General features: G+C 55.4%; 19 protein-coding genes. 11 read left to right on the plus strand and 8 right to left on the minus strand.

Going from position 1 to position 19,921, the window contains the following annotated elements; translation table 11 throughout:
* Window positions 1–22: 22 nt before the first annotated feature.
* The 3 genes from ACIQWS_RS16350 to ACIQWS_RS16360 all read left to right on the plus strand — a co-directional run bounded on the left by ACIQWS_RS16350 (window position 23) and on the right by ACIQWS_RS16360 (window position 5,413).
* Complete coding sequence (locus tag ACIQWS_RS16350) at window positions 23–1,060, plus strand: transporter (RefSeq protein WP_403181501.1); 1,038 nt, start codon at window positions 23–25, stop codon at window positions 1,058–1,060.
* 743 nt (window positions 1,061–1,803) lie between these two features.
* Window positions 1,804–3,927, plus strand: coding sequence for a mechanosensitive ion channel family protein (locus tag ACIQWS_RS16355; protein WP_403181504.1), 2,124 nt, complete (start codon window positions 1,804–1,806; stop codon window positions 3,925–3,927).
* Window positions 3,851–5,413, plus strand: a complete 1,563-nt coding sequence (locus ACIQWS_RS16360) for a transglycosylase SLT domain-containing protein (RefSeq protein ID WP_403181506.1) — start codon at window positions 3,851–3,853, stop codon at window positions 5,411–5,413. Before ACIQWS_RS16355 ends, ACIQWS_RS16360 begins: the two co-directional genes overlap by 77 nt.
* Before the next feature lie 96 nt (window positions 5,414–5,509).
* On the opposite strand, the gene ACIQWS_RS16365 is transcribed toward ACIQWS_RS16360, so the two are convergent.
* A complete protein-coding gene (locus ACIQWS_RS16365; RefSeq protein WP_403182522.1) occupies window positions 5,510–6,742 on the minus strand; it encodes an alpha/beta hydrolase in 1,233 nt (410 codons plus the stop codon).
* Window positions 6,743–6,885: 143 nt separating this feature from the next.
* Window positions 6,886–7,518 (minus strand): response regulator transcription factor, encoded by a 633-nt coding sequence (locus tag ACIQWS_RS16370; RefSeq protein ID WP_346307742.1) that lies wholly within the window; start codon window positions 7,516–7,518, stop codon window positions 6,886–6,888.
* A 317-nt stretch (window positions 7,519–7,835) separates the two neighbouring features.
* On the opposite strand from ACIQWS_RS16370, the gene ACIQWS_RS16375 reads away from it, so the two are divergent.
* Window positions 7,836–9,143, plus strand: a complete 1,308-nt coding sequence (locus ACIQWS_RS16375) for a DUF3300 domain-containing protein (protein WP_403181511.1) — start codon at window positions 7,836–7,838, stop codon at window positions 9,141–9,143.
* Window positions 9,144–9,293: 150 nt separating this feature from the next.
* Window positions 9,294–10,109 carry a DUF2950 family protein gene (locus tag ACIQWS_RS16380; protein ID WP_403181515.1) on the plus strand — a complete coding sequence of 272 codons (816 nt, stop codon included), beginning with the start codon at window positions 9,294–9,296 and terminating at the stop codon, window positions 10,107–10,109.
* 188 nt (window positions 10,110–10,297) lie between these two features.
* Here the strand turns inward: ACIQWS_RS16380 and ACIQWS_RS16385 are convergent, their stop codons facing one another.
* From ACIQWS_RS16385 to ACIQWS_RS16405, 5 genes are all read right to left on the minus strand, one after another.
* Complete coding sequence (locus ACIQWS_RS16385; protein ID WP_223616054.1) at window positions 10,298–10,714, minus strand: hypothetical protein; 417 nt, start codon at window positions 10,712–10,714, stop codon at window positions 10,298–10,300.
* Between the two features lie 147 nt (window positions 10,715–10,861).
* Window positions 10,862–11,500 (minus strand): LysE family translocator, encoded by a 639-nt coding sequence (locus tag ACIQWS_RS16390; RefSeq protein ID WP_403181518.1) that lies wholly within the window; start codon window positions 11,498–11,500, stop codon window positions 10,862–10,864.
* Window positions 11,497–12,036: a hypothetical protein gene (locus tag ACIQWS_RS16395; protein WP_346307738.1), complete on the minus strand. Its 540-nt coding sequence runs from the start codon at window positions 12,034–12,036 to the stop codon at window positions 11,497–11,499. The genes ACIQWS_RS16390 and ACIQWS_RS16395 overlap by 4 nt, the downstream gene beginning before the upstream one ends.
* A gap of 357 nt (window positions 12,037–12,393) precedes the next feature.
* The gene (locus tag ACIQWS_RS16400) at window positions 12,394–13,272 is read right to left on the minus strand and encodes an MBL fold metallo-hydrolase (protein WP_403181523.1); all 879 of its coding nucleotides are present in this window, start codon (window positions 13,270–13,272) and stop codon (window positions 12,394–12,396) included.
* Window positions 13,265–14,725, minus strand: coding sequence for an aminotransferase class V-fold PLP-dependent enzyme (locus ACIQWS_RS16405; RefSeq protein WP_403181525.1), 1,461 nt, complete (start codon window positions 14,723–14,725; stop codon window positions 13,265–13,267). Before ACIQWS_RS16405 ends, ACIQWS_RS16400 begins: the two co-directional genes overlap by 8 nt.
* 135 nt (window positions 14,726–14,860) lie before the next feature.
* Here ACIQWS_RS16405 and ACIQWS_RS16410 point away from each other — a divergent pair, with 135 nt between their 5' ends.
* The gene (locus ACIQWS_RS16410) at window positions 14,861–15,370 is read left to right on the plus strand and encodes an Lrp/AsnC family transcriptional regulator (protein ID WP_223613078.1); all 510 of its coding nucleotides are present in this window, start codon (window positions 14,861–14,863) and stop codon (window positions 15,368–15,370) included.
* A gap of 146 nt (window positions 15,371–15,516) precedes the next feature.
* Here the strand turns inward: ACIQWS_RS16410 and ACIQWS_RS16415 are convergent, their stop codons facing one another.
* Window positions 15,517–16,323 carry a YdcF family protein gene (locus ACIQWS_RS16415; RefSeq protein WP_403181528.1) on the minus strand — a complete coding sequence of 269 codons (807 nt, stop codon included), beginning with the start codon at window positions 16,321–16,323 and terminating at the stop codon, window positions 15,517–15,519.
* Between the two features lie 82 nt (window positions 16,324–16,405).
* Between ACIQWS_RS16415 and ACIQWS_RS16420 the strand changes: the two genes are divergently transcribed.
* From ACIQWS_RS16420 to ACIQWS_RS16440, 5 genes are all read left to right on the plus strand, one after another.
* The gene (locus tag ACIQWS_RS16420) at window positions 16,406–16,861 is read left to right on the plus strand and encodes an EamA family transporter (protein WP_403181530.1); all 456 of its coding nucleotides are present in this window, start codon (window positions 16,406–16,408) and stop codon (window positions 16,859–16,861) included.
* A 101-nt stretch (window positions 16,862–16,962) separates the two neighbouring features.
* Window positions 16,963–17,640, plus strand: coding sequence for an HAD hydrolase-like protein (locus ACIQWS_RS16425; protein WP_346306614.1), 678 nt, complete (start codon window positions 16,963–16,965; stop codon window positions 17,638–17,640).
* A 335-nt stretch (window positions 17,641–17,975) separates the two neighbouring features.
* Window positions 17,976–18,578 (plus strand): hypothetical protein, encoded by a 603-nt coding sequence (locus tag ACIQWS_RS16430; protein ID WP_346306615.1) that lies wholly within the window; start codon window positions 17,976–17,978, stop codon window positions 18,576–18,578.
* 1 nt (window position 18,579) lies between these two features.
* Window positions 18,580–19,242, plus strand: coding sequence for an ABC transporter ATP-binding protein (locus ACIQWS_RS16435; protein ID WP_403181537.1), 663 nt, complete (start codon window positions 18,580–18,582; stop codon window positions 19,240–19,242).
* A gap of 55 nt (window positions 19,243–19,297) precedes the next feature.
* Window positions 19,298–19,921: an ABC transporter ATP-binding protein gene (locus tag ACIQWS_RS16440; RefSeq protein ID WP_403181541.1), complete on the plus strand. Its 624-nt coding sequence runs from the start codon at window positions 19,298–19,300 to the stop codon at window positions 19,919–19,921.

Raw genomic sequence — 19,921 nt, forward strand, 5'->3', positions numbered from 1 at the left:
TGCCAGTATTGGAGCTGTTAAAATGACTGTACACAGGGTCTTCACCGTTCCGGTACGGATGTGGTCGCACCATAAATTGAAGCGGATCGTCGCGGTTTCAGCAACGCTCTCGCTGGCTTTCGCCGGCGCGGCGTTTGCTGCGGAAGGCGGGGCAGGCTTCTACCTTCTCGGTTCACGCGGCCCTGCCGCCGGCGCGCTTCCGCCTCCTGGAATCTATTTCCAGAATGACATTTATATATACTCCGGAAGCCTCGGCGGCGGCCGTGGTCTTCCGACGGGTGGCAAGGTCGTCGGTGATGTTGATGGATCGGTGGCTGTTGAACTGCCCACTGGAATATGGGTGACACCCTGGGAGATTTTGGGCGGGAACTTCGGCCTTTCGGCAACTGTGCCGGTTGGATACAAGAGCGCGTCGGCAAAGCTTGATATTGTCAGTCCGCGATTTGGCACCGCAATCCAACGGGGCCAGTCTGACGACATATTCACTGTTGGCGATCCCGTTATCAGCGGAATGATCGGATGGCACCATGGTAACTTCCATTGGCAAACAGGCGTCATGGTCAATGTTCCGATCGGCGATTATCACGATGGCGCGCTGGCAAATCTCTCGTTCAACCATTGGGGGGCGGACGTCTATGCCGCGGCATCCTGGATAGATCCCACATCGGGAATCGACATCTCCGGCGCGATAGGCGTTACATTCAACGCTGAAAACCCTGCAACGAATTATCGTACGGGTGACGAGCTTCACATTGAATGGGCAGTTTCCAAAACCTTCTCGCCGAAGTTCTCTGCAGGTTTGACCGGATATTATTATGACCAGATATCAGGCGATAGCGGCGCGGGCGCGGTGCTTGGCGGCTTCGAGGGGCGTGTCGCGGCCATTGGCGCAACCGTGGGATACAATTTCGAGGTCGGAGAAACACCGGTTGCGGCGCGGTTGAAATATTTCCATGAATTTGCGGCGGACAATCGGGCAGAAGGCGATGCAGGATATATCACTTTCTCCATACCGATTGGCCAGCACAAGCCGAAAACGCAGCTGGCTGCTTCCGAATAAGACGGACGCTCGCTTCGCAACCGGGTGAGGACACATCGGCGGCGGAGCGCCTGGACCGAGGCTGCTTCAACGCTTCCGTTATGCCGCTGGAAACATGGCGTGCTGAAATCAGTTCCAAACTTCGATCTTCGAGATTTTATCGTCTGGGGTCATTGTCAATTTGTATTGGGCAAACCTTGTCTTGTCGTCACATGTTACCAGCACAATCGTGGGGCCTGCTGCCGACAGGACGTGATCGATTCTTGCGTCGCTGATCTTGTTGCACCAGAATCCTGCCGCCCGTATTGCGCGCGCTGTCTGGCGCTCAAGTATGCGCACCTGCAATGACTGTGCGGCAGCAACGTCTGTCAGAGCGACGAGAAGACAAAGGCCCTGGGCTATACGTTTCATCCGTTACCTCGCATAAGTTACTGATAAGAAGATGCTTTGAGCACTCCGGCAATGCAACAATGTAACTGTAACAACTTTGACGTGGCCTCCGATTTATCCCAACAATCCAGACAGAATTGGTTCGCGCGTTCTGCCGAACCAATGCTTGATCCCAATGACCTAGAACGACCTGTGCGTCCGTAATTTTCCACGTATTACCTTGGGGGCGTGCCGTTCTGAGCCGATGGGCATCAAGCCAGGGAGTGTGGCGCAGTGGGGGGGGCGGCAATGGTCGGTTCAGGTGTATATCCGCTTTTACAAATGGCGAAGGCCGTTGCGGCAACTGTCCGGGGCGCACGGCTGGAGTGGTCGTGATGCGCATCAATGCAACTCAAAGGACTGCCATCCATCTTTGCCTGATCATCGGATTGATGTTCGCCGCATGGTCTGCCTCCGGGTCGAACAGTGCCGCACAGCCCGCGGCGGCGGCAATGCCGCCTGAAAAGGTCCAGCAACTGATCAAATTGCTCGACGATCCGGAAATCCGTGCATGGCTTGCCACCAAACCGAAGACAGTGCCTGCGCCTGCCACCGATGGCGTTCCAAGCGGTTTTACGCTTTGGACCAATGGCATACGTGAACATCTTCGTGCGGTGATTCATGCCGTTCCGGCTCTCCCCGGCGATCTGTTGAATGCAGGCAGAATCCTGGCTGCCAAGGTCAGCGAATATGGCTTCTGGTCCGCAGCGTTTCTGCTTCTGATACCCATTTTCTGCGGGATGGGCCTGGAGGTTCTTTTCAGGAAATGGATAAAAAATACCGCGGGATTGAACTCAAACCAGCCGCCGGACGACAAGGTGATCTTTCACGAAGACTTGGCACAGGCGGCCTTCGTAAAAATTGCCCCGATTGCTGTTTTCAGCATTGTAAGCTTCGGCGCTTTTTTGATCCTGGCATTGCCGCCTCTGTTCAACGCTCTCGTCGTCCCGCTGTTGCTGGCGCTGATCGGATGCCGGATGATCATTTGCCTGAGCCAGCTCCTGCTTGCGCCCGGCAAAGGTGAGGCCCACATCCGGCTTCTTCCGATGGAGGATATCTCCGCCCGGTTCTGGAGCCGTCGCACCAGCGCTTTTACAATCATATTGTTCGCCGGATGGGCTGTAGCCGGCGTTCTGGCGGCGCTGGCGATACCGGCCGACACAAAGAGCCTGATCGTCTATTGCATTGGTATCGGATTGCTGGCCGTGGCGGTGGAAGCCGTATGGCATCGCCCCGGGCCTCGTCGTGACGCCAGGGATATGGGCACGGGAGGCTGGCTGCTCGTCGCTTCCTTCTGCATTTTGTGGCTCTTCTGGATTGCTGGCATGAACATTCTGCTGTGGCTCGGCATCTACGCGATAGTCCTGCCCGGCATATTGAGAGCGACCAGTGCAATCGTTAAAACCGTGTTTGACCAGTATCGTGCGGATGAGAGCAAACCGGTTTTCGAAGTCTTGGTCGATCGCGGTGCGCGAGCCCTCATCATAACACTGGCCGTAATTTGGCTCGCCATGGTTGTGCGTCTGCATCCGACCGTTCTGACCGAAGATGCCGCGGCCAGCAAAGCGATCCGCGGCGTCCTCAGCGGTGTTGTTATTCTCCTTGTTGCGGACATGCTGTGGCACGTCGCCAAAAGCTCCATAAACCATCGGCTTGAGAGGGCCCGGCAAACAAGCAGCGATGCCGCGGAACTGGCGCGCAGCGGCAGACTGTTGACCCTGTTGCCGATCCTGCGCAATTTCCTCGCGGTACTCATCGCGGTTATTGCCATCATGATGGTGCTGTCGGGGCTCGGTGTGGAGGTCGGACCGCTGATTGCCGGCGCAGGAATTTTTGGTGTCGCAATAGGTTTTGGCTCCCAGACGCTCGTCAAGGATGTCATCAGCGGCGTGTTCTACATGATGGATGATGCGTTTCGCGTCGGCGAATACATCCAGAGCGGGAGCTATAAGGGCACCGTAGAGTCCTTCAGCATCCGTTCCGTCAAACTGCGCCATCACCGTGGCCCGATCTTCACGGTTCCGTTCGGCATGCTTGGTGCGGTCCAGAATATGAGCCGCGACTGGGTCATCGACAAGTTTCTGATTTCAGTCAGCTACAACACCGACATTGCGCAGGTCAAAAAGGTGGTCAAGACCGTGGGCGCAACGCTCTTGGAAGATCCGGAATTTGGTCCGCACATCATCGAGACGGTGAAGATGAAGGGCGTCGAGGCATTCGGCGACTATGGCATTAATCTGAGCTTCGCCATGATGACCAAACCCGGGCATCAATCAACCATCAGGCGACGGGCTTACGCCATGATACGCGATGCATTTACAGCGACCGGCATCGAATTTGCCTCGCCGACCGTGCAGGTTGCGGGTGACGATCATTCAGGCAGTGTCGCCGCAGCGGCCACGAACGATGCGATCCACCGCAAGAAGGCGGCGGATGCCGCGAAGGCCGGGGAAAGTTGAACCAAGGTCAATGAATTCTGATATGGGCGGGGTAGCAATGGCATTCAGCAACGCATTGAGCCGGCTTGTTCTGGGTCTCATCGGGATCGCTTGTTTGTCCATCGCCGCGCCGGCCCTGGCCGAGTCAAAGTTCCTCTCAAGCCACATTCTTGATCTGGACGGGATGAAGCAGAGGCGGCTCATTCGAATTCTTGTCCCTTATAGCAAGACGATTTATTTCATTGATCAGGGCAAACAGTATGGCACTGCAGTCGAGTTCGGCACTGCGCTCGAGACGGCGCTCAATGCCGGAGCCAAGAGAGAACTCGACCGTGTGCGCATCGCGTTCATCCCGGTTGGCCGCAACGAACTGATTCATGCATTGAATGACGGACTGGGTGATGTGGTGATGGCAAACCTCACAATAACGCCGGCCCGGCTCGAGCAGGTCGATTTCACCGTTCCCGTTTACGACAAAGCAAGCGAAATTCTGGTGATGGGACCTACTGCCGAAAGCGTCGTCGATCTCGATGACCTTTCGGGCAGACAGGTCGCCGTGCGGCAGACGAGCAGCTATTTCGAGCATCTTTCAAAACTGAATGCCGATTTGAAATCGCAGGGAAAAACCGAGATAAGCATTCGGATTATGGACGAAAATCTCGAGGATGAAGATCTTCTTGAAATGGTGAACGCGGATCTTCTGGCCTACACCGTCGTCGACAAATACAAGGCCGCAATCTGGTCGTCGATTTTCAAGGATATTGTCGCTCGTCCGGATATCGAAATTTCCGGTAACGGCCAGATCGCCTGGGCGATCCGCAAGAACAGCCCATTGTTGAAGAAAGAGCTCGACCGTTTCGTGGCGACGCATCGGGTCGGAACGACCTTTGGCAATATTCTGAAAAATACGTATTTCAAAAGCGATAAAATTCTTCAGCGCGCTTACTCAAGCGACGATGTCGAAAAATTCAAGCAACTGGTCACGCTCTTTCGCAAGCATGGTACGACCTATTCCTTTGATTACCTGATGCTGATGGCGCAGGGCTATCAGGAATCCAAGCTCGACCAATCGAAACGCAGTCCGCGCGGCGCAGTCGGTATCATGCAACTGCTCCCTGCCACCGCAAGCGATAAAGTCGTTGCGATTGCTGGCATTGATAAGGACGAAGACCGCAACATCGAAGCCGGTTCGAAATATTTGCGCTATCTTATGGATACCTATCTGGACGAACCAGGGCTGAATGCGCGTGAACGCGAGTTGCTTGCCTTTGCCGCCTACAATGCAGGGCCGGGCAACCTGAAGAAGTTCAGGAAAAGGGCCGCAGACCTTAGTCTCAATCCGAATATCTGGTTCGGCAATGTCGAGAATTCGGCCGCGGATATCATCGGCCGGGAAACGGTGCAATATGTCGGCAACATCTACAAATATTACGTTGCCTACACGATGCTGGCGGAGCGGCTCCAGGAAAACGCCGATGCAGTGAGTTCCGGCAAAAAGGGTGGCTAGACCATAACGGTTTTCAAAGTAGCAACTGACAGAATGGGCCGCCGTGAAAGATCAGGAATGTCGGGCCGTTCTACCGTTCACGTGCCATGGGTTGGCTTAATAGCTCAGCTCGCGGGACTGCGCCTGGTCTTGCAGTGTTTCATGGAATTTATCCGATTTGACCGGAGCGTGTTTTTGGCCTTCCAGAATGTTGATCGGCGTACTTACGGTTGTCGCCGCGACCTTGCCGACGACATTGACACCCCCAGCTATCACCGCCGTTACACCTTGACCGAGTGATACGTTGGAATCGGTAAGGGTCTGTCCGGTTACAAGCCGCTGGCCGATCAACTGCACAATCTGCGGGCTCTCTGCGAATTTGCCGTGGTTGAGGCTGTCCCCGCCCTTGACCTTCGTCAGGTCGATAACCGTAATTCCGGCTTGTTCGAGTTTGCTGCGATAGGGCTCGTCGGCGGGATTGATGGCCCCGAGCCGCTGTACGTCACCCGAGATGAAGCGGGAGGCTGCGAGCGCACGGTCGTCCTGGGAAACGAATATCGTGAATTTGGGTCGCTTTTCACCCATTTCCGTCCATTGGCGCGCGAAGACATCGACATCGATATCCGGCGAAGCCAGGATTACGTTGTCGATCTTTGGGGCAACGCGGCCGTCACGAATAGCCATCTGCCGCAAGGACTCCATGGCCAGCCATGTCCCCATCGAATGCGCCATGACGGTGATGTCTTTGACGTTCGGATCATTGGCAAGCGTGCGCAATGCTTGCTCGAAAGCCACTCTCGAATAATTGGTGCTTTCCTTGTCGTAATTGTAATCGAAGAGACTGGCCCTGGACGGCCAGGTGAACAGGATCGGCGTTACCTTGGCGCCCGAGTCGTGGATAATCTGGGCAAAACGAAAGACCGAATCCTCATAGCGGTTGTTGAATCCATGCACGAAGACCAGCGCATGTCCGCCGACGACATGCGCCCGGAACCATGTTCTGGCCTGATCGACGGATTTGAGCTGCTGGACACGCGTAACGGCAAAATCGGTATCGGGGTTGGGCGGCAGTTTCTTGGGCCATTGAACCGTGCCAGCCTTGCGTTTGCTGTCCGATGGGATCGAAACCGAGATATCGGTCAGATAGGGATGCGGGCTGCGCTCTCCGGTAAACAGCGTGGCGGGATCGTCAGATGGAACCCGGCTGGTCACGACAAGCATGTCCACAGTCGAACCGCCGGTTTTGTTGGAAACCGCGACAGGGGACATGACGCCCTTGGGATGGCCGGCACATCCTCCCAATACGACCACGCAGGCCAACAGGATTGACAGAGGAGATGACAATGGCATCAGGCCAGTTGCGGCGCGCTGTCCTATCGGGCGCGTGTCGTTCGGCAGCTTGTTTCGCCTGGAAGACGCATGGTTGGACAGAGGGTTTGGCATCGGGTGTTTCCTCGAGAACCTGCGGCGCACCCGGAAGGGCATGCCTGAATTCATGCCTCAATGAGCCGGTTTCGTATCGCGAAGCGGACAAGCGCCGCCGTGGACTTGGCATCCAGTTTACGCATGGCAGCGGAGCGGTGGCTTTCAACAGTCTTTTCGCTCAGTCCAAGGACCGCTGCCGTCTCCTTGTTGCTGTGTCCCTCGGCAATAAGCTTGACGACTGCCGTTTCCCGCGACGTCAGGATGCTCGGCGATGCATCAGATTTTGCGAGGTAAGAGGATACGAGTATGTCCGAGACCGCCTTGGTGAAGAACGGTTGGCGATGTTCCAGCGCCTCCACGGCCTGGATCAGATGGCGGGTTGCATCCGACTTCAGCAAATATCCCCGAACGCCTGCTTCAAGAATATTGCGCAGCAAAGCCTCATTGTCGTGTTGGGTAAAGATAAGGATTTCGGTTTTAGGGTTGTGGGTGCGGATCTGACGGGCAGCTTCGACGCCATTGATATACGGCAAAGCATAATCCAGGATGGCAATTTCGGGGTCGGTAACACGAGCCTGCTCAACCGCATCGCGTCCGTTCTCCGCCTCGGCAACGATTTCCCAGCGCTCCCGCGTAGAGAGAATGGCTCTGACGCCTTGCCGAACGATCTCATGGTCGTCCGCGATGAGAATCCGTGTCATATCCACCCCCCGGTTGACGCCTGGTCCGCTAGCTCAGTTCGCCGATCTGGAACAAGCTTCCGGATTACCTCAGCCCTACATCGGAAACTGAAATTCGGCAAAAATTAACAGTTACGTACTTACGCCGACAGAGCCGTTGAACGCTAATGCTCCCCAATAACCAATGGGAGCGCTGCGCACAATGCAACGGTCAATCACACGCAACCGCACAGCAGCACCATCATTGCACAGGTGTGCCGATTCGTGTCGCGAGGTTGCCGTCGCCGATCGATATCAACGCTCGTACTCCGAACACAATTCATTGAGGAGAAGCAAGTATGTCACTATATCCAAAGGCGATGGCCATCGCAGCTTCGGCGATTTTGCTGTTCTGCGGCGGCATCACGCCCGTGTGGTCGCAGGCACAAACGGCTGCAGCCCCGCCTGCCGCCGCGGTCGCTGAAGCACCCAAGCTGCTTTCGAACACCGAACTGCAAACGCTTGTCGCACGCATTGCGCTTTATCCGGATGACCTGGTGGCTCTGGTGCTGTCCGCTGCGCTTAATCCGCTGCAAATCGTGCAGGCCGAGCGTTTCCTCGAAGAAGCCAAGTCCAAACCGGATCAAAAGCCGGATAAGTCTTGGGATGGCAGCATCGTCTCGCTGCTCAATTACCCGACCGTTGTCAAAATGATGAATGACGACCTGAACTGGACCCAGCAACTCGGGACTGCCGTGGTTGACCAGCAGAAGGATGTCCTCGTTGCCGTACAGCAGCTGAGGGACAAGGCGGTTTCCCAAGGGGTGATCAAGTCCAATGACAAGGTCATCGTGGAAAAGCAGAAGAGCAACGTTGTCATCCGTCCTGTCAAAAAGGAGGTGACCTACGTTCCGGAGTATGATCCGATTATCCTGACGAGCCCGACTTATGTCGCAGCGGCGCCAATCGTCTACGGGAGCCCGTATCCGTCCTATTACTACCCATATGCGCCTTACTGGGCAGGTTTCGTTACTGGTGTTGCCTTTGGCGCTGCCGTGGACTGGAACAACTGGCATTCATGGGGCGGGAATGACGTCAATGTGAATGTCAACAATTTCAACCGCAATGATTTCCACTTTGACAAGAACAATATCAGCAACCTCAACTTTGACAGCGGTAAATTCAATTTCGACCGAAATTCCATCACCAACAATATCCGTCAGAACAACGGAAACCGTCTCGATGTAAAGGGCGGCGACCGCATCGGAAATACATCCGGTTTCGCCGGCGCCGGCTCAAGAGTTGGCAGTGCGGACGTTCGCCGCGACGTACAGAGCGGCCTGAAGGAACGGGTTGGCGGGAACGTTGCAAATGATCGCGCCAACCGGGCGGCCACACGGCCTGCCAACAACAATATCGCCCGTCCCAACCCGGCCAAAGGCAATATTGCAGGCAACACCCGGCCCAGGCAAACAATGGCGGCTCGTGCCGATCATCGCCCAAGACAGCCAAGTGCATTCGGCAATTATGCTCCGGGCCATGAAGTCAGGCAATTCTCCCAGCGTGGCAATTTCAGCCGTAACTTCGGTGGCGGCGACAGGCTTGGCGCGGGTGGTGGAGGCGTAAGGCATGGATTTGGCGGCGGCGGTCGCTTCCATCGCCGTTGACCATGAAGAACCACCGCAGTTTCCTTTGAAGGATTTTGAAAAATGTCCAGACACGTTCTGAAAGCACTTTTTGCATCAACGCTCATCTCAATGGCTGTACCGTCGTTCGCAGCCGAACCGTCATTGCAACGCTTTGTCGGCACTGAACCCTTGACCTTCAAGGACGCCGGCGAAGCGGTGGATGCCCTCAAGAAGGATCTTGAGACAAAGGATGTCGGCGCACTGGCAAAATTGCTGGGTCTTAACCCGGAAGAGGCAAAGAAATCGGACGATTTCGACGCGCGCCTGACTGAACTTCAGCAGGCGTCCAAGGAACAAACCGCAATGGAAGACCGCGAGGACGGCGGCAAGGAAGTGGTCCTGGGAAATCTCGCCTGGCCGTTTCCGTTTCCCTTGATGAAGCACGACAGCGGCTGGCGGTTCGATACGCTTGCGGGCCTTGAGGAGGTCCTGGCGCGTCGTATCGGCGAAAACGAGCTTGAGGCAATCGACATATGCCGCAATGAAATCCTCGCGCAGGCGGCCTATGCACAAGTGGACCACGAGGGCGATGGCGTGCTCGAGTTTGCCCAGAAAATTATAAGCGACGAAGGCAAGCAAAACGGGCTCTATTGGAAATCGGCTGGAGGCGAAGAGAGCCCTGCCGGCAATCTGGGGGATGCCGCCAAAATCGAAGCCAGTGCCGGCTCGGACCACGGTTATTTCGGGTATCGATTCCGAATCCTCACGTCGCAAGGCAGCAATATTGCCGGCGGGAAGTACAGTTTCGTTATCAACGGCCACATGATTGCGGGACATGCCATGATTGCTTCACCGGCAGTCTATGGCGAGACTGGGATCATGACCTTTGTCGTCAGTCATCACGGTACCGTTTATCAAAAGGACCTTGGTCCGGACACGGCGAAGATAGTCAAAACAATAACCTCGTTCAATCCTGACAAAACATGGGAGCCTGTTGAGGACTGATCGTGGGTCCGCGGGATATCCAGGGCAGATATTAACTGTCGGGAGCAATACGCAATCAGAGCCGGGTGGAGCGATCATCGCTTCATCCGGCTCTGATTTTATATTGCCTCCCGATGACAAACCGTTCGCCTGAGATGCAAATACCTGACAGGAACGGTGGAATCCGGAAATGTCGGCTTTCAAGATCCTTACATGCTGCACTTGTGATAGGTGACATACATGTTGTCGCCAAACGGATCGAAGCGCTGAAATTCTTCGGGGCCGACGATTTTGAAAGTAGCCGTGACATCGCTCTGGATCATTGAATCGGTGCATGAGAGCCGAGCGGACAAACGGTCTTTTTGTTTGCGCACGCTTTGGGTGGTGCATATCGCCATCGGCCCGGATACCTTGCTTCCGACGATCAGCAAGCCGGTTGTTGTTGAGGCGCCGCGGTCCTTGAACTCAATCTTTTTGCCGACTTTCTTGAACGTATCAGCGCAGTCGGTACCGTTCATGGTCCACGCGCCTTGCAATTCCTTCATTGAAGCCGCGATTACGCCGGATGTTAAACCAAGGCCTATCAGTCCGCTCAAGAGAAGGATTTTACCGGTTTTGCCTGACATCGAAGTTCTCCATGTTCATTTCGTCTGAAGACTAGGACAACGGCAATCCAACGAAAACACGGTCCGCTCGAATATACAGATTCGATACGGTAAATGTGCCGATGGCCGATGGCGATCAGCTGGCCTCAAGCGCTCATCGGATCAATGTCATCTTCGTGTCGTCCATGCGAACCAGACGGCGACAATGGCAAGGACAATTGCCAGGAAGCGGCGGATGAAACGCTCGCGGGATGGCTCGTTCAGGACCGCTCCCAGCGAGCCGGCGAGTATCACGATGGCGCAGTGAATTGCCGTTGCGACCAGGAGGTAGATGGTTGTGAGCACCAGGGTTTGGCTGAGCGTGGGGGAGACGTCGTCGAGGAAGGTTGGTAAGACGGCAATGTAAAAGACCGCCGCCTTCGGGTTGAGAAGGTTAGTCATCAGGCCGCGCGCAAAATGTTTGCTTGCCGGTTCTGCCACGGGACCAACCTCAGTTGAGCTGTCCCGCCAAGCGTCGACGGCGAGATAAAGCAGGAAAACAATACCTGCCCAACGCAGGGCCGCGTAGAGGCCGGGAGATTGCGTTACTATTTCCGCCAGACCCAATGACGCTGCAAGTCCCACCACGGCGAGACCGAGCGTAATTCCAGCCACGGTGGCAAATCCCGATCGGCGACCATCGCTCGCGGCGATGACAGCCAGGTATGCCATATTCGGCCCCGGCGTCAGCTCGATGATCAGCGACGTTGCGGCGAACGAAAACAATGTGCTTACGGGCAGTTCGTACAATGCCAGGCCGCTCATCATGTGTTGCCCCGGCTCGCGTTTCGGGATTGCAATCCGCTGCGCTTTTCGAGCAATTTGCGCCAGAGGCCGCCCTCGAATGCCGAGCTGATCTCTCGTGATGCGAGATAGGGGATCAGGACAAGCAGCATGATGAAGCTGGTGGCGAATATCTGGGGTGCCTTGCCAAGAAGATCGGAAAGCGATGCGGCTATTGTCCTTCCATGGATGAGCCCCACGACAATCTCCTCGAGAATCGAGAGTGTGATCAGCAGCGCCAGATAGAGCAGGGCCTTGGAGGCAATGACATTGATGATCCGGCGATCGCTATAACGATCGCCCAGATGGACGGCGTGCCCAAGCAGGATGAACTTGGCCAACAGCAAGGCCTTGAGGGCAGGGAGCCCGAACGGCCAGAAACCATCACCAGAGCTGCCTACAATCGTGATTTTATAGAGGATGATGGCACTCAGGCAAACGTAGAGATAAACCGCAAGAACGGCGAATTGCAGCAAGTCACTCTTCAGTCGGGTGATCATCAAGCTGGCGTTGATTGGCATGGTGGCCTCCTGATCGAAACCGGTTACCGTCGGATTGGCATTTGTCGGCTCCCGACATCGCCGTTGCCTCATTTCGGATGGTACGCAACCAGAGCCGAAAGGGAAGCACGATACGGTAAATCAAGTGATGGATAGGCCTTTAACAAGCGTCCCAGAAATTGGAAATTATCTAATGATTCCGGTGCATTTTTGAAGAATGGGCATTTTAAAAAGCGTTCAGGCAGATAACACGAGTCCTAAAGTATAGGCCGCAATTTCCGGTGACCCTGCGGTCACGATTACGGCAAGGTGTTCTGCATCAGGATAGTTGAGCGCCGCGAATACCATGCAGAATTGTGCTGGACATCGAGATGAAAGTCAGCCCCATGGTGTGCCTTGAAATGCATTCATCGGCAGCTTGAGATAGCGTATGCCGTTCTCTTCCAACTCTGGAAGCCGGCTGCCGTTGATGTTGACCTGCAAGGCGTGCAGAATGAGTTTTGGCATTGGGAGCGTCCGGTCTCTGTTCTCGCGCATCAAGACAAAGTCCTCTTTGTTTGGTGAGCCTTTGAGATGGATATTCTCAGCTTTCTGACGGTCGACAGTGCTTTCCCATAGGGGTTGCCGTCCACCGGGCTGATAGTCATGTCCGACAAATATGCGCGTGTCTCCAGGCAGGGCGAGGATTTTCTGGATGCTTGCCCACAGTGTGCCTGCGCTTCCGCCTGGAAAGTCCGCACGGGCTGTGCCGCTGTCGGGCATGAAGATCGTATCGTGCACGAACGCCGCGTCGCCGATCGAATAGGTTATCGACGCAAGCGTGTGGCCCGGCGAAAACATGACGCCGGCCGCGATGCTGCCGATGGAGAAGGTGTCGCCGTCAACGAACAGCCGGTCCCACTGACTGCCATCGATGCGCAAATCCGGCCAATTGTAGATCTGCGACCAGATCTTCTGGACATCGACAATTCTTGCGCCAATGGCGATTGGCGCACCCGTAATCCCTTTGAGATAGGCTGCAGCCGACATGTGGTCGGCATGCGGATGGGTATCGAGAATCCACTGAACATGCAGATCTTGCGCACGGACAAAGTCCAGCAGCAGATCGGCATTGTATGTCGCTGTCGTGCCCGACTTCTCGTCGAAGTCGAGGACCGGATCGATGATGGCACAAGCCTTGGTCTTCGGATCGCTGACGACGTACTGAACCGAAAATGTGCGCGGGTCAAAGAAGGCGGTAACGTCAGGCCTATGCATGGACAGCTTCCTGAAAGTCCGAAACACGCGGCGAGAAAATCGCCCGTGCCGGATCGAATGTGTAGAGCGCTTCAAATGAAGGAGCATCACGCGCCAACTGAGCGACAGATTGCAGGATGAAGGAGACTTTTTCATCTGACAAAAGGACGCTCAGATTGAGTCTGGTAAATCCGGGCTTCTCGATCTCGTTGCCACTGAGGATCGCCAGCCGCATACGTTGCGAGGTGTCGGCATCAATCGACAGCAATCGGTGCACATAGGGCCCTGCGCAGGCGCAACCTCCCCGGGCCTGGATGCCGAACCGATCGCTCAGCAGCCGCGTGATCAATTGCTGGTGGACATACCCGCCTTTGGCGTTTCTGATTCGGAACGAGAATATCGGAAGACGTGGCAGTAGGCAGGAGCCGAGCAGTTCGATCTCGGGAATGTTCTGCCATGCCGCAAATGCCTTGTGCGTCAGTTCATCGTTGCGCCGCTTGATTTCGTCCAAGCCGATCGCCTGTTTGACCAGAAAAGCAAGTGCCGCTCGAATGTCACCGATGACGTTGGGTGTGCCCGCTTCCTCGCGCGCTTCAAGGCTGTCGCTGTAATCATGGCCGGTTGGCGAAACGAATTTCACGGTGCCGCCACCTGGCCAAGAGGGCTTGCTTGCGACAACGGCATCGTGGCGAACAATCAGGATACCTGTTGCTCCCGGCCCACCAATGAATTTATGCAGCGATATGACGATCGCGTCTATCTCGACGTCCGTTTCGGGGCGCATTGAGATTGGCAGGTAAGGTCCGGCACCGGCATAGTCCCAGACGATCTTTGCCCCTGCCGATTTGGCGATCTTCGTGATTGCCGCGACATCGGTCATAATCCCTGTCACATTGGACGCGGCCGAAAAAGAGCAGACCTTCAGATCTGCGGTGGCGCTCTCCAGCGCTTCTGTCAGAAGCACGGGATCCGGGCCGCCGTCGGCACCTTCGGCGATTTCTATGATCTGCGCGCCGCTTTCCCGCCATGGCAGAATATTTGAGTGATGCTCATAAGGTCCGATGATCACGCAAACCCGCTGGCCAGACGCGACCGCCTTGGAGACACCAAGCAAATTGACAAGCCGATTGATGCCCGCAGTTGCTCCGGACCCTGCAAAGATGACCGCGTGGTTGTGGTCTGCGTCGCAGCATTCCGCGATCACTGCGCGCGCAGCCCGGCGCAGGCGTGTCATCATGCCTCCGCAGTAGGAGGCTTCGGTATGGCTGTTTGCATAATAGGGCAACACGTCTTCGAGGATAAAATGTTCGACCTGTTTGAGCGCCCGTCCGGAAGCAACGTAATCGGCATAGACAAGATCTTTCAAGCCGAACGGCCCGTCGACTTTGGCCTGCGAACCAATGAGACCCTCGCGTAGCATGACGACGGGATCGGCCAAATCGAGGCTACTTCGGAATTTGGCGAGAACTGCCATTGGAACTGCTGATTGGCGAGTATTGACTGGCTCTTGCACTGTCGGTCTCCAGATAGGATTTGACAGAGATTATATTCCCCCTCACTCTTCAAATCCTCACCGATTTTTTGACAACTTGGAGCTAAAGTGGGTAAAATGATCGATAAATCCGAGAAAATTGATGATTTTGATCTGAAAATTCTGACTTGCCTTCAGCGAAACGCGGTCGCATCGCAACGTGATTTGGCCGACCAGGTGGGGCTATCGCAAAATGCCTGTTGGCGGAGGCTCCAACGGCTTCACGCTATCGGCATGGTGCGAGGCGCACACGCTGACATCAATCTGGAGGTGCTTGGTTTCGATCTGATCGTGATTGTCATGATCCGCACGCGCCACCACTCCAAGGAATGGTCTGATGATTTTCGCAAACACGTCGACCAGTTGCCGGAGGTTATCGATTTTTACCGAATTGGCGGGGATTGGGACTATTTAATCAAGGTCGCAACCCGTGGGATGTCGGGCTATGACGCTTTTTATCAGAAACTTATCACAAACTTCGATTTGGCAACCGTAACGGGCTATTTTTCGATGGAAGCCATTATCAACAACCGAGCGGTTGATCTAACTCGTGTCCGCCAGAGCGACAAGAGTCGTTTAATTCCGTAAAGCGTCCAGTGAGCCATAACATCGGATAATCTGGAAAAACCGCCCCGCGAAGCACTCAAGTTCAAGGCCGAATCCGCTTGAAGCCGGGAAAACGGGCTTGGAAGCATAGGTTCCTCGATCACAGCCAATCGAGACCGAGATCGGATCTACACCGGGTTCCGAGGGGACGGAAATAACTCCTCGGTCAAACCAAGGACACGATAAACCAACAATCCCAGCCATTCATGCATCGCAAGATCAGATGCGGCAAGACCTGTGGCAATGGTCGAAACGGGTCTGAGCCAATCTGCGCTTCCGCGGGTGCGATAATCCACGGGATAGGGAGTTATGTTCATACCGGCAGCACGAAAACATGCAACGGCCCGCGGCATGTGGCTCGCCGAAGTTACCAGCAGCCACTGTTCCCCTGGCTTGGCTTGAAACGCTGCGGCGGTTTCCGATCCGTTTTCGCACGTGTTGCGCGAAAGCTCCTCAATGCTGATGCGGGTTTCAGGTAGACCGATAGAGACAAGCACATCTTTGGCAATCTGCGATTCCGTCGGGGAGTTGTCGTGTACAAGATGATTGGCACCGCCGGACAGCAATACACGCGCATCAGGATGAAGCCGGGCGAGTTCAGCCGTTGCCGTCAGTCTTTCGGCTGCCTCGTTCAAAGCGGGGCTATGACGTCCGGCTGTTATGTGTGTGTCGACAGCGCCTCCGAGCATGATGATGCCGGCAACTGGCCCTGTAATGCTGGGTTGTGGAAAGCGGTTCTCAAGAAGCAGTAGAGCCGCTGGTCCTGCAGGAGACCAGCCAAGGATTGCAAGCAGCGCAACTGACATCGCGAGAAATGACAGACCTGTCCTGCGGAACCCCAGGATCAGGGCGAACATGCCTGAAATACCGAGAAGCCCGATGATATTGGACGGCAGGACCACGTAGCCCGCCACTTTGGAGATCAGGAAGAACATTGAAGGCCCCGGTGTTCACGGCATGATTGCTTGTATGCGTGATGTGTGCAGCATCGTACGCTTATTGTCCAATGGAACGAAGGTGATCGATACGGCGCAAGAGGAAGCCATATTGGGCAACGAGAAATCCAATTTCAAATCTCACATGATGGTTATCGCGCGGCGGTATCGGAATATCCCGATCATGCCGGCCGCCTGTCTGTCGGCTTTGCTCAGTGGATTGGTGTGTTGGCCGCTCGGTGATCCGCTTGCCATTACCAGTCATGAGCTTTTGATCCTGGCTCTGTTCGGCATTGTTAATTCAGCCGTTGGTCTTGCGCTGTTCACACTGGGTGCCCGGCATCTTCCGGCAATCGAGACGGCCCTGATTGGATCGTTGGACGCTCCGCTAGCGCCTCTTTGGGTTTGGCTCGCATTCAACGAAACACCCGGTGCAAGCACGATAATGGGCGCGCTGATTGTCTTTGCTGCGGTATGCGTGCACCTGATTGCCGGAACACTCAGACGAAAAACGCAATTTGAACCTGCCATATTTTGAAATCTGGGACCGCTGTTGCTGCCAAGCGGATCGGAATTGGGGGTGACGATCGGGGTCCGTTGCAGATACAAGAAGACAAAGCGAGGGGAAATCCAATCCAAATGCCGAATTCTGATCTTTCCGTTCTTCTGGACCTCGACGGTACACTGATCGACTCTCAACCCGGCATTGTGTCCAGCTGTCGTGCCGCCCTGCGTGCACTCGGACACGAGCCGCCCGAGGTTATGGATATTCAATTGTTGATCGGACCTCCTATCGAGGAGGTGATGCGCTATCTGCTCAAACCCTACGGCGACGGTCGCATCTCTGATGCGGTCGATGCCTATCGCAGCGACTACAGCGCTCGGGGACTTCTGATGAGCACGCTTTATGATGGGATTCCATCCGCACTGAATTCCCTTCGCAATGAGGGAATGAACCTGTTTCTGGCGACGTCAAAGCGCGTCTTCTTCGCCCGAAGAATTCTGGAAAATCTTGAACAGAGCGACCTGTTCGCCGGAATTTACGGTTCGGAACCCGGTGTTGTGACAGACCACAAGCCGGAGTTGATCGCGCATATTCTGGTAGAGAACCAGTTGAACCCGGACAAATGCGTGATGGTGGGCGATCGGAAATTCGATGTTTCCGGGGCGCATGCGAACAATATGAAAGCGATTGGCGTAACCTGGGGTTATGGCAGCCGGGAGGAACTCGACTTGGCAGGTGCCGATATGCTGATCAATGGCCCAGCAGATCTCAAGAATGCGATATTGAACTTACTGCGAGCAACGGCCGCCTGAAAACCCTTCAACAAAGCGGTGTTTCCTTCCGTCAGCGGTTAGTGGGTGTAATCGCGCTCTTTGCAATCTCAATTTGGGATTCGCGAAGTCGGAATTCTCTATGATGATATTGGCGGACGACCTTACATCAGTTCTTTTCCCGTAAATCTCAAAAGCGCCCGGATATCGCTCTTCGAATACAATTCCCGCCTGATCGGGACCGCCGAGAAGAGCGCTGTCCCAGCTGTGCGTATGGGCGATCGCCTTACCGAACCGTATGGTAGCGGCGAAGCGGTCGTAAAGTTGAATGTTTATGGTCTTCGATGGCGCATGGTGGCGCGCACGAAGGAATGACCATGAACAAATATCTCGAAAAACACCCCGCGGTCACGATCGCCTTGGTGCTCGGAGCTGCTGTCACATCATCTTTCTTAACATTGCCGGCAGCGTATTCCGCATCGATACCTCAGGTTGAGGATTCTGCGACGGAAAAGAATACGCCCGGAGACATCCCCGATAGCCAAGTCTTTACCGAGTATCGCTCCGCTCTCGGCTTTACTTTGAAAGTTCCCGAAGGATGGGCAAGGAAGGACGGACCGGACGGCGTCAGCTTTACCGACAAATTGGACGGCGTGGTGGTTATGGTTTCCGCCGCCGCTTCGCCGCCCTCGGTAGAATCCGTAAAGCGAGACTATGTTCCCAAAATGGAGGCCGCTGGAAAAGCGGTCAAGGTCGCTGGCGTTCGCGCCGTAAAGGTATCAGGTGGCAATGCCATCCTGATTTCATACACTTCAGATTCCGAGCCAAACGCCGTCACGAACAAACAGGTTCGGCTTGAGAACAGACGCTACCTTTACTTCAGGAATGGAAAGCTTGCCGCGCTCGATCTGTATGCACCATTTGGAGCGGACAATGCAGATCAATGGCGCATGATGTCCCAATCGTTTCGCTGGCAATGACATGCCGCTCGTCGAAGCCCATGAATTGTACCGATTTTACCACAATGGGGATGATGAAACGGCGGCGCTGCGTGGCGTCAGCCTTCAGGTTGGGCATGGCGAGATTGTTGCGATTACCGGACCGTCGGGCAGCGGTAAATCGACCTTGCTGTCATGCCTGACAGGCCTTGAAGAACCGGATGGCGGTTACGTCATCATTGCCGGTGAGAGGATCACGCGGCGCTCCGAAGCATTTCGAGCGTCCGTAAGGGCGACGCGTTTGGGCATTTTGCAACAGGTGCCGAACCTTCTTGCGCACCTTACCGTGACCGAAAACATCGAACTTCAGATGCAGCTGGCTGGCATGGCAAACATGAACAGCATCGAAATGCTGCTTTCGACTGTCGATCTGCGGCATCGTGCCTATGGTTATCCGAATGAGCTGTCCGGGGGGGAGGCGGCTCGCGCAGGGTTGGCTGTAGCGCTTGCGGCAGACCCGGTGCTGCTTGTCGCCGACGAGCCCACAGCTGAAGTTGACAGAAGAACTGAATCGCAGCTGATCGAGCATTTCAAAAAGCGGCGACAGGCCGGCAAGTCGACGCTCGTTGCGACCCATAGCGATGCGATGTCCGGTATCGCGGATCGTGTTTTCAGATTGAGGGACGGGAAGGTGGTCCATGACTGAATGTCTGGTCGATGCAAAAGATGTTGCAAGGGACTTTCCGGACGGAACATCCGGCGTGAGCACGGTCCTGCAGCCGTCATCGTGCAAGATCATATCCGGGGATCGGATTGCGCTTACCGGCCCCTCCGGAAGTGGCAAGTCTACGCTTCTCTATCTGCTGGGCGGCCTTGACCGGCCCACCCGAGGGATTGTGGTCTGGCCGGCGCTCGGTGCCGGAGATACCCTGCGGCCTGAGAAAATTACCTATGTTTTTCAATCACAAAGTTTGTTTCCCGCTCTGACGGTTCTTGAGAACGTAGCCTTGCCGCTGATCGTTTCAGGCGGGCAGGGCTTGCCTGATCAACGTGCGATGGCCTTGCTCGCTGAATTCCAGCTCGATGGGTTGGCGGGGAAGCTTCCGGAAGAGTTGTCGGGCGGGCAGGCCCAACGTGTCGCTTTGGCAAGAGCACTTGTAACGCAACCGCGATTGATCCTTGCGGACGAGCCGACCGGCCAGCTTGACGTGGCAACGGCCAGGACATTGATCGACGTGCTTCTCAGACAGATCGATGGCACGTCAACTGCGCTTATTATCGCGACGCACGATCTGAGGGTCGCCGAGCGCATGGAGAAACAATGGTCGATGCGACACGGCACGCTGACCACCGACAATCCATCTCTTGCCGAATTGGTGCCGTGA

The sequence above is a fragment of the Phyllobacterium sp. NPDC097923 genome (assembly GCF_044760925.1).
Classification (GTDB): Bacteria; Pseudomonadota; Alphaproteobacteria; order Rhizobiales; family Rhizobiaceae; genus Phyllobacterium; species Phyllobacterium calauticae.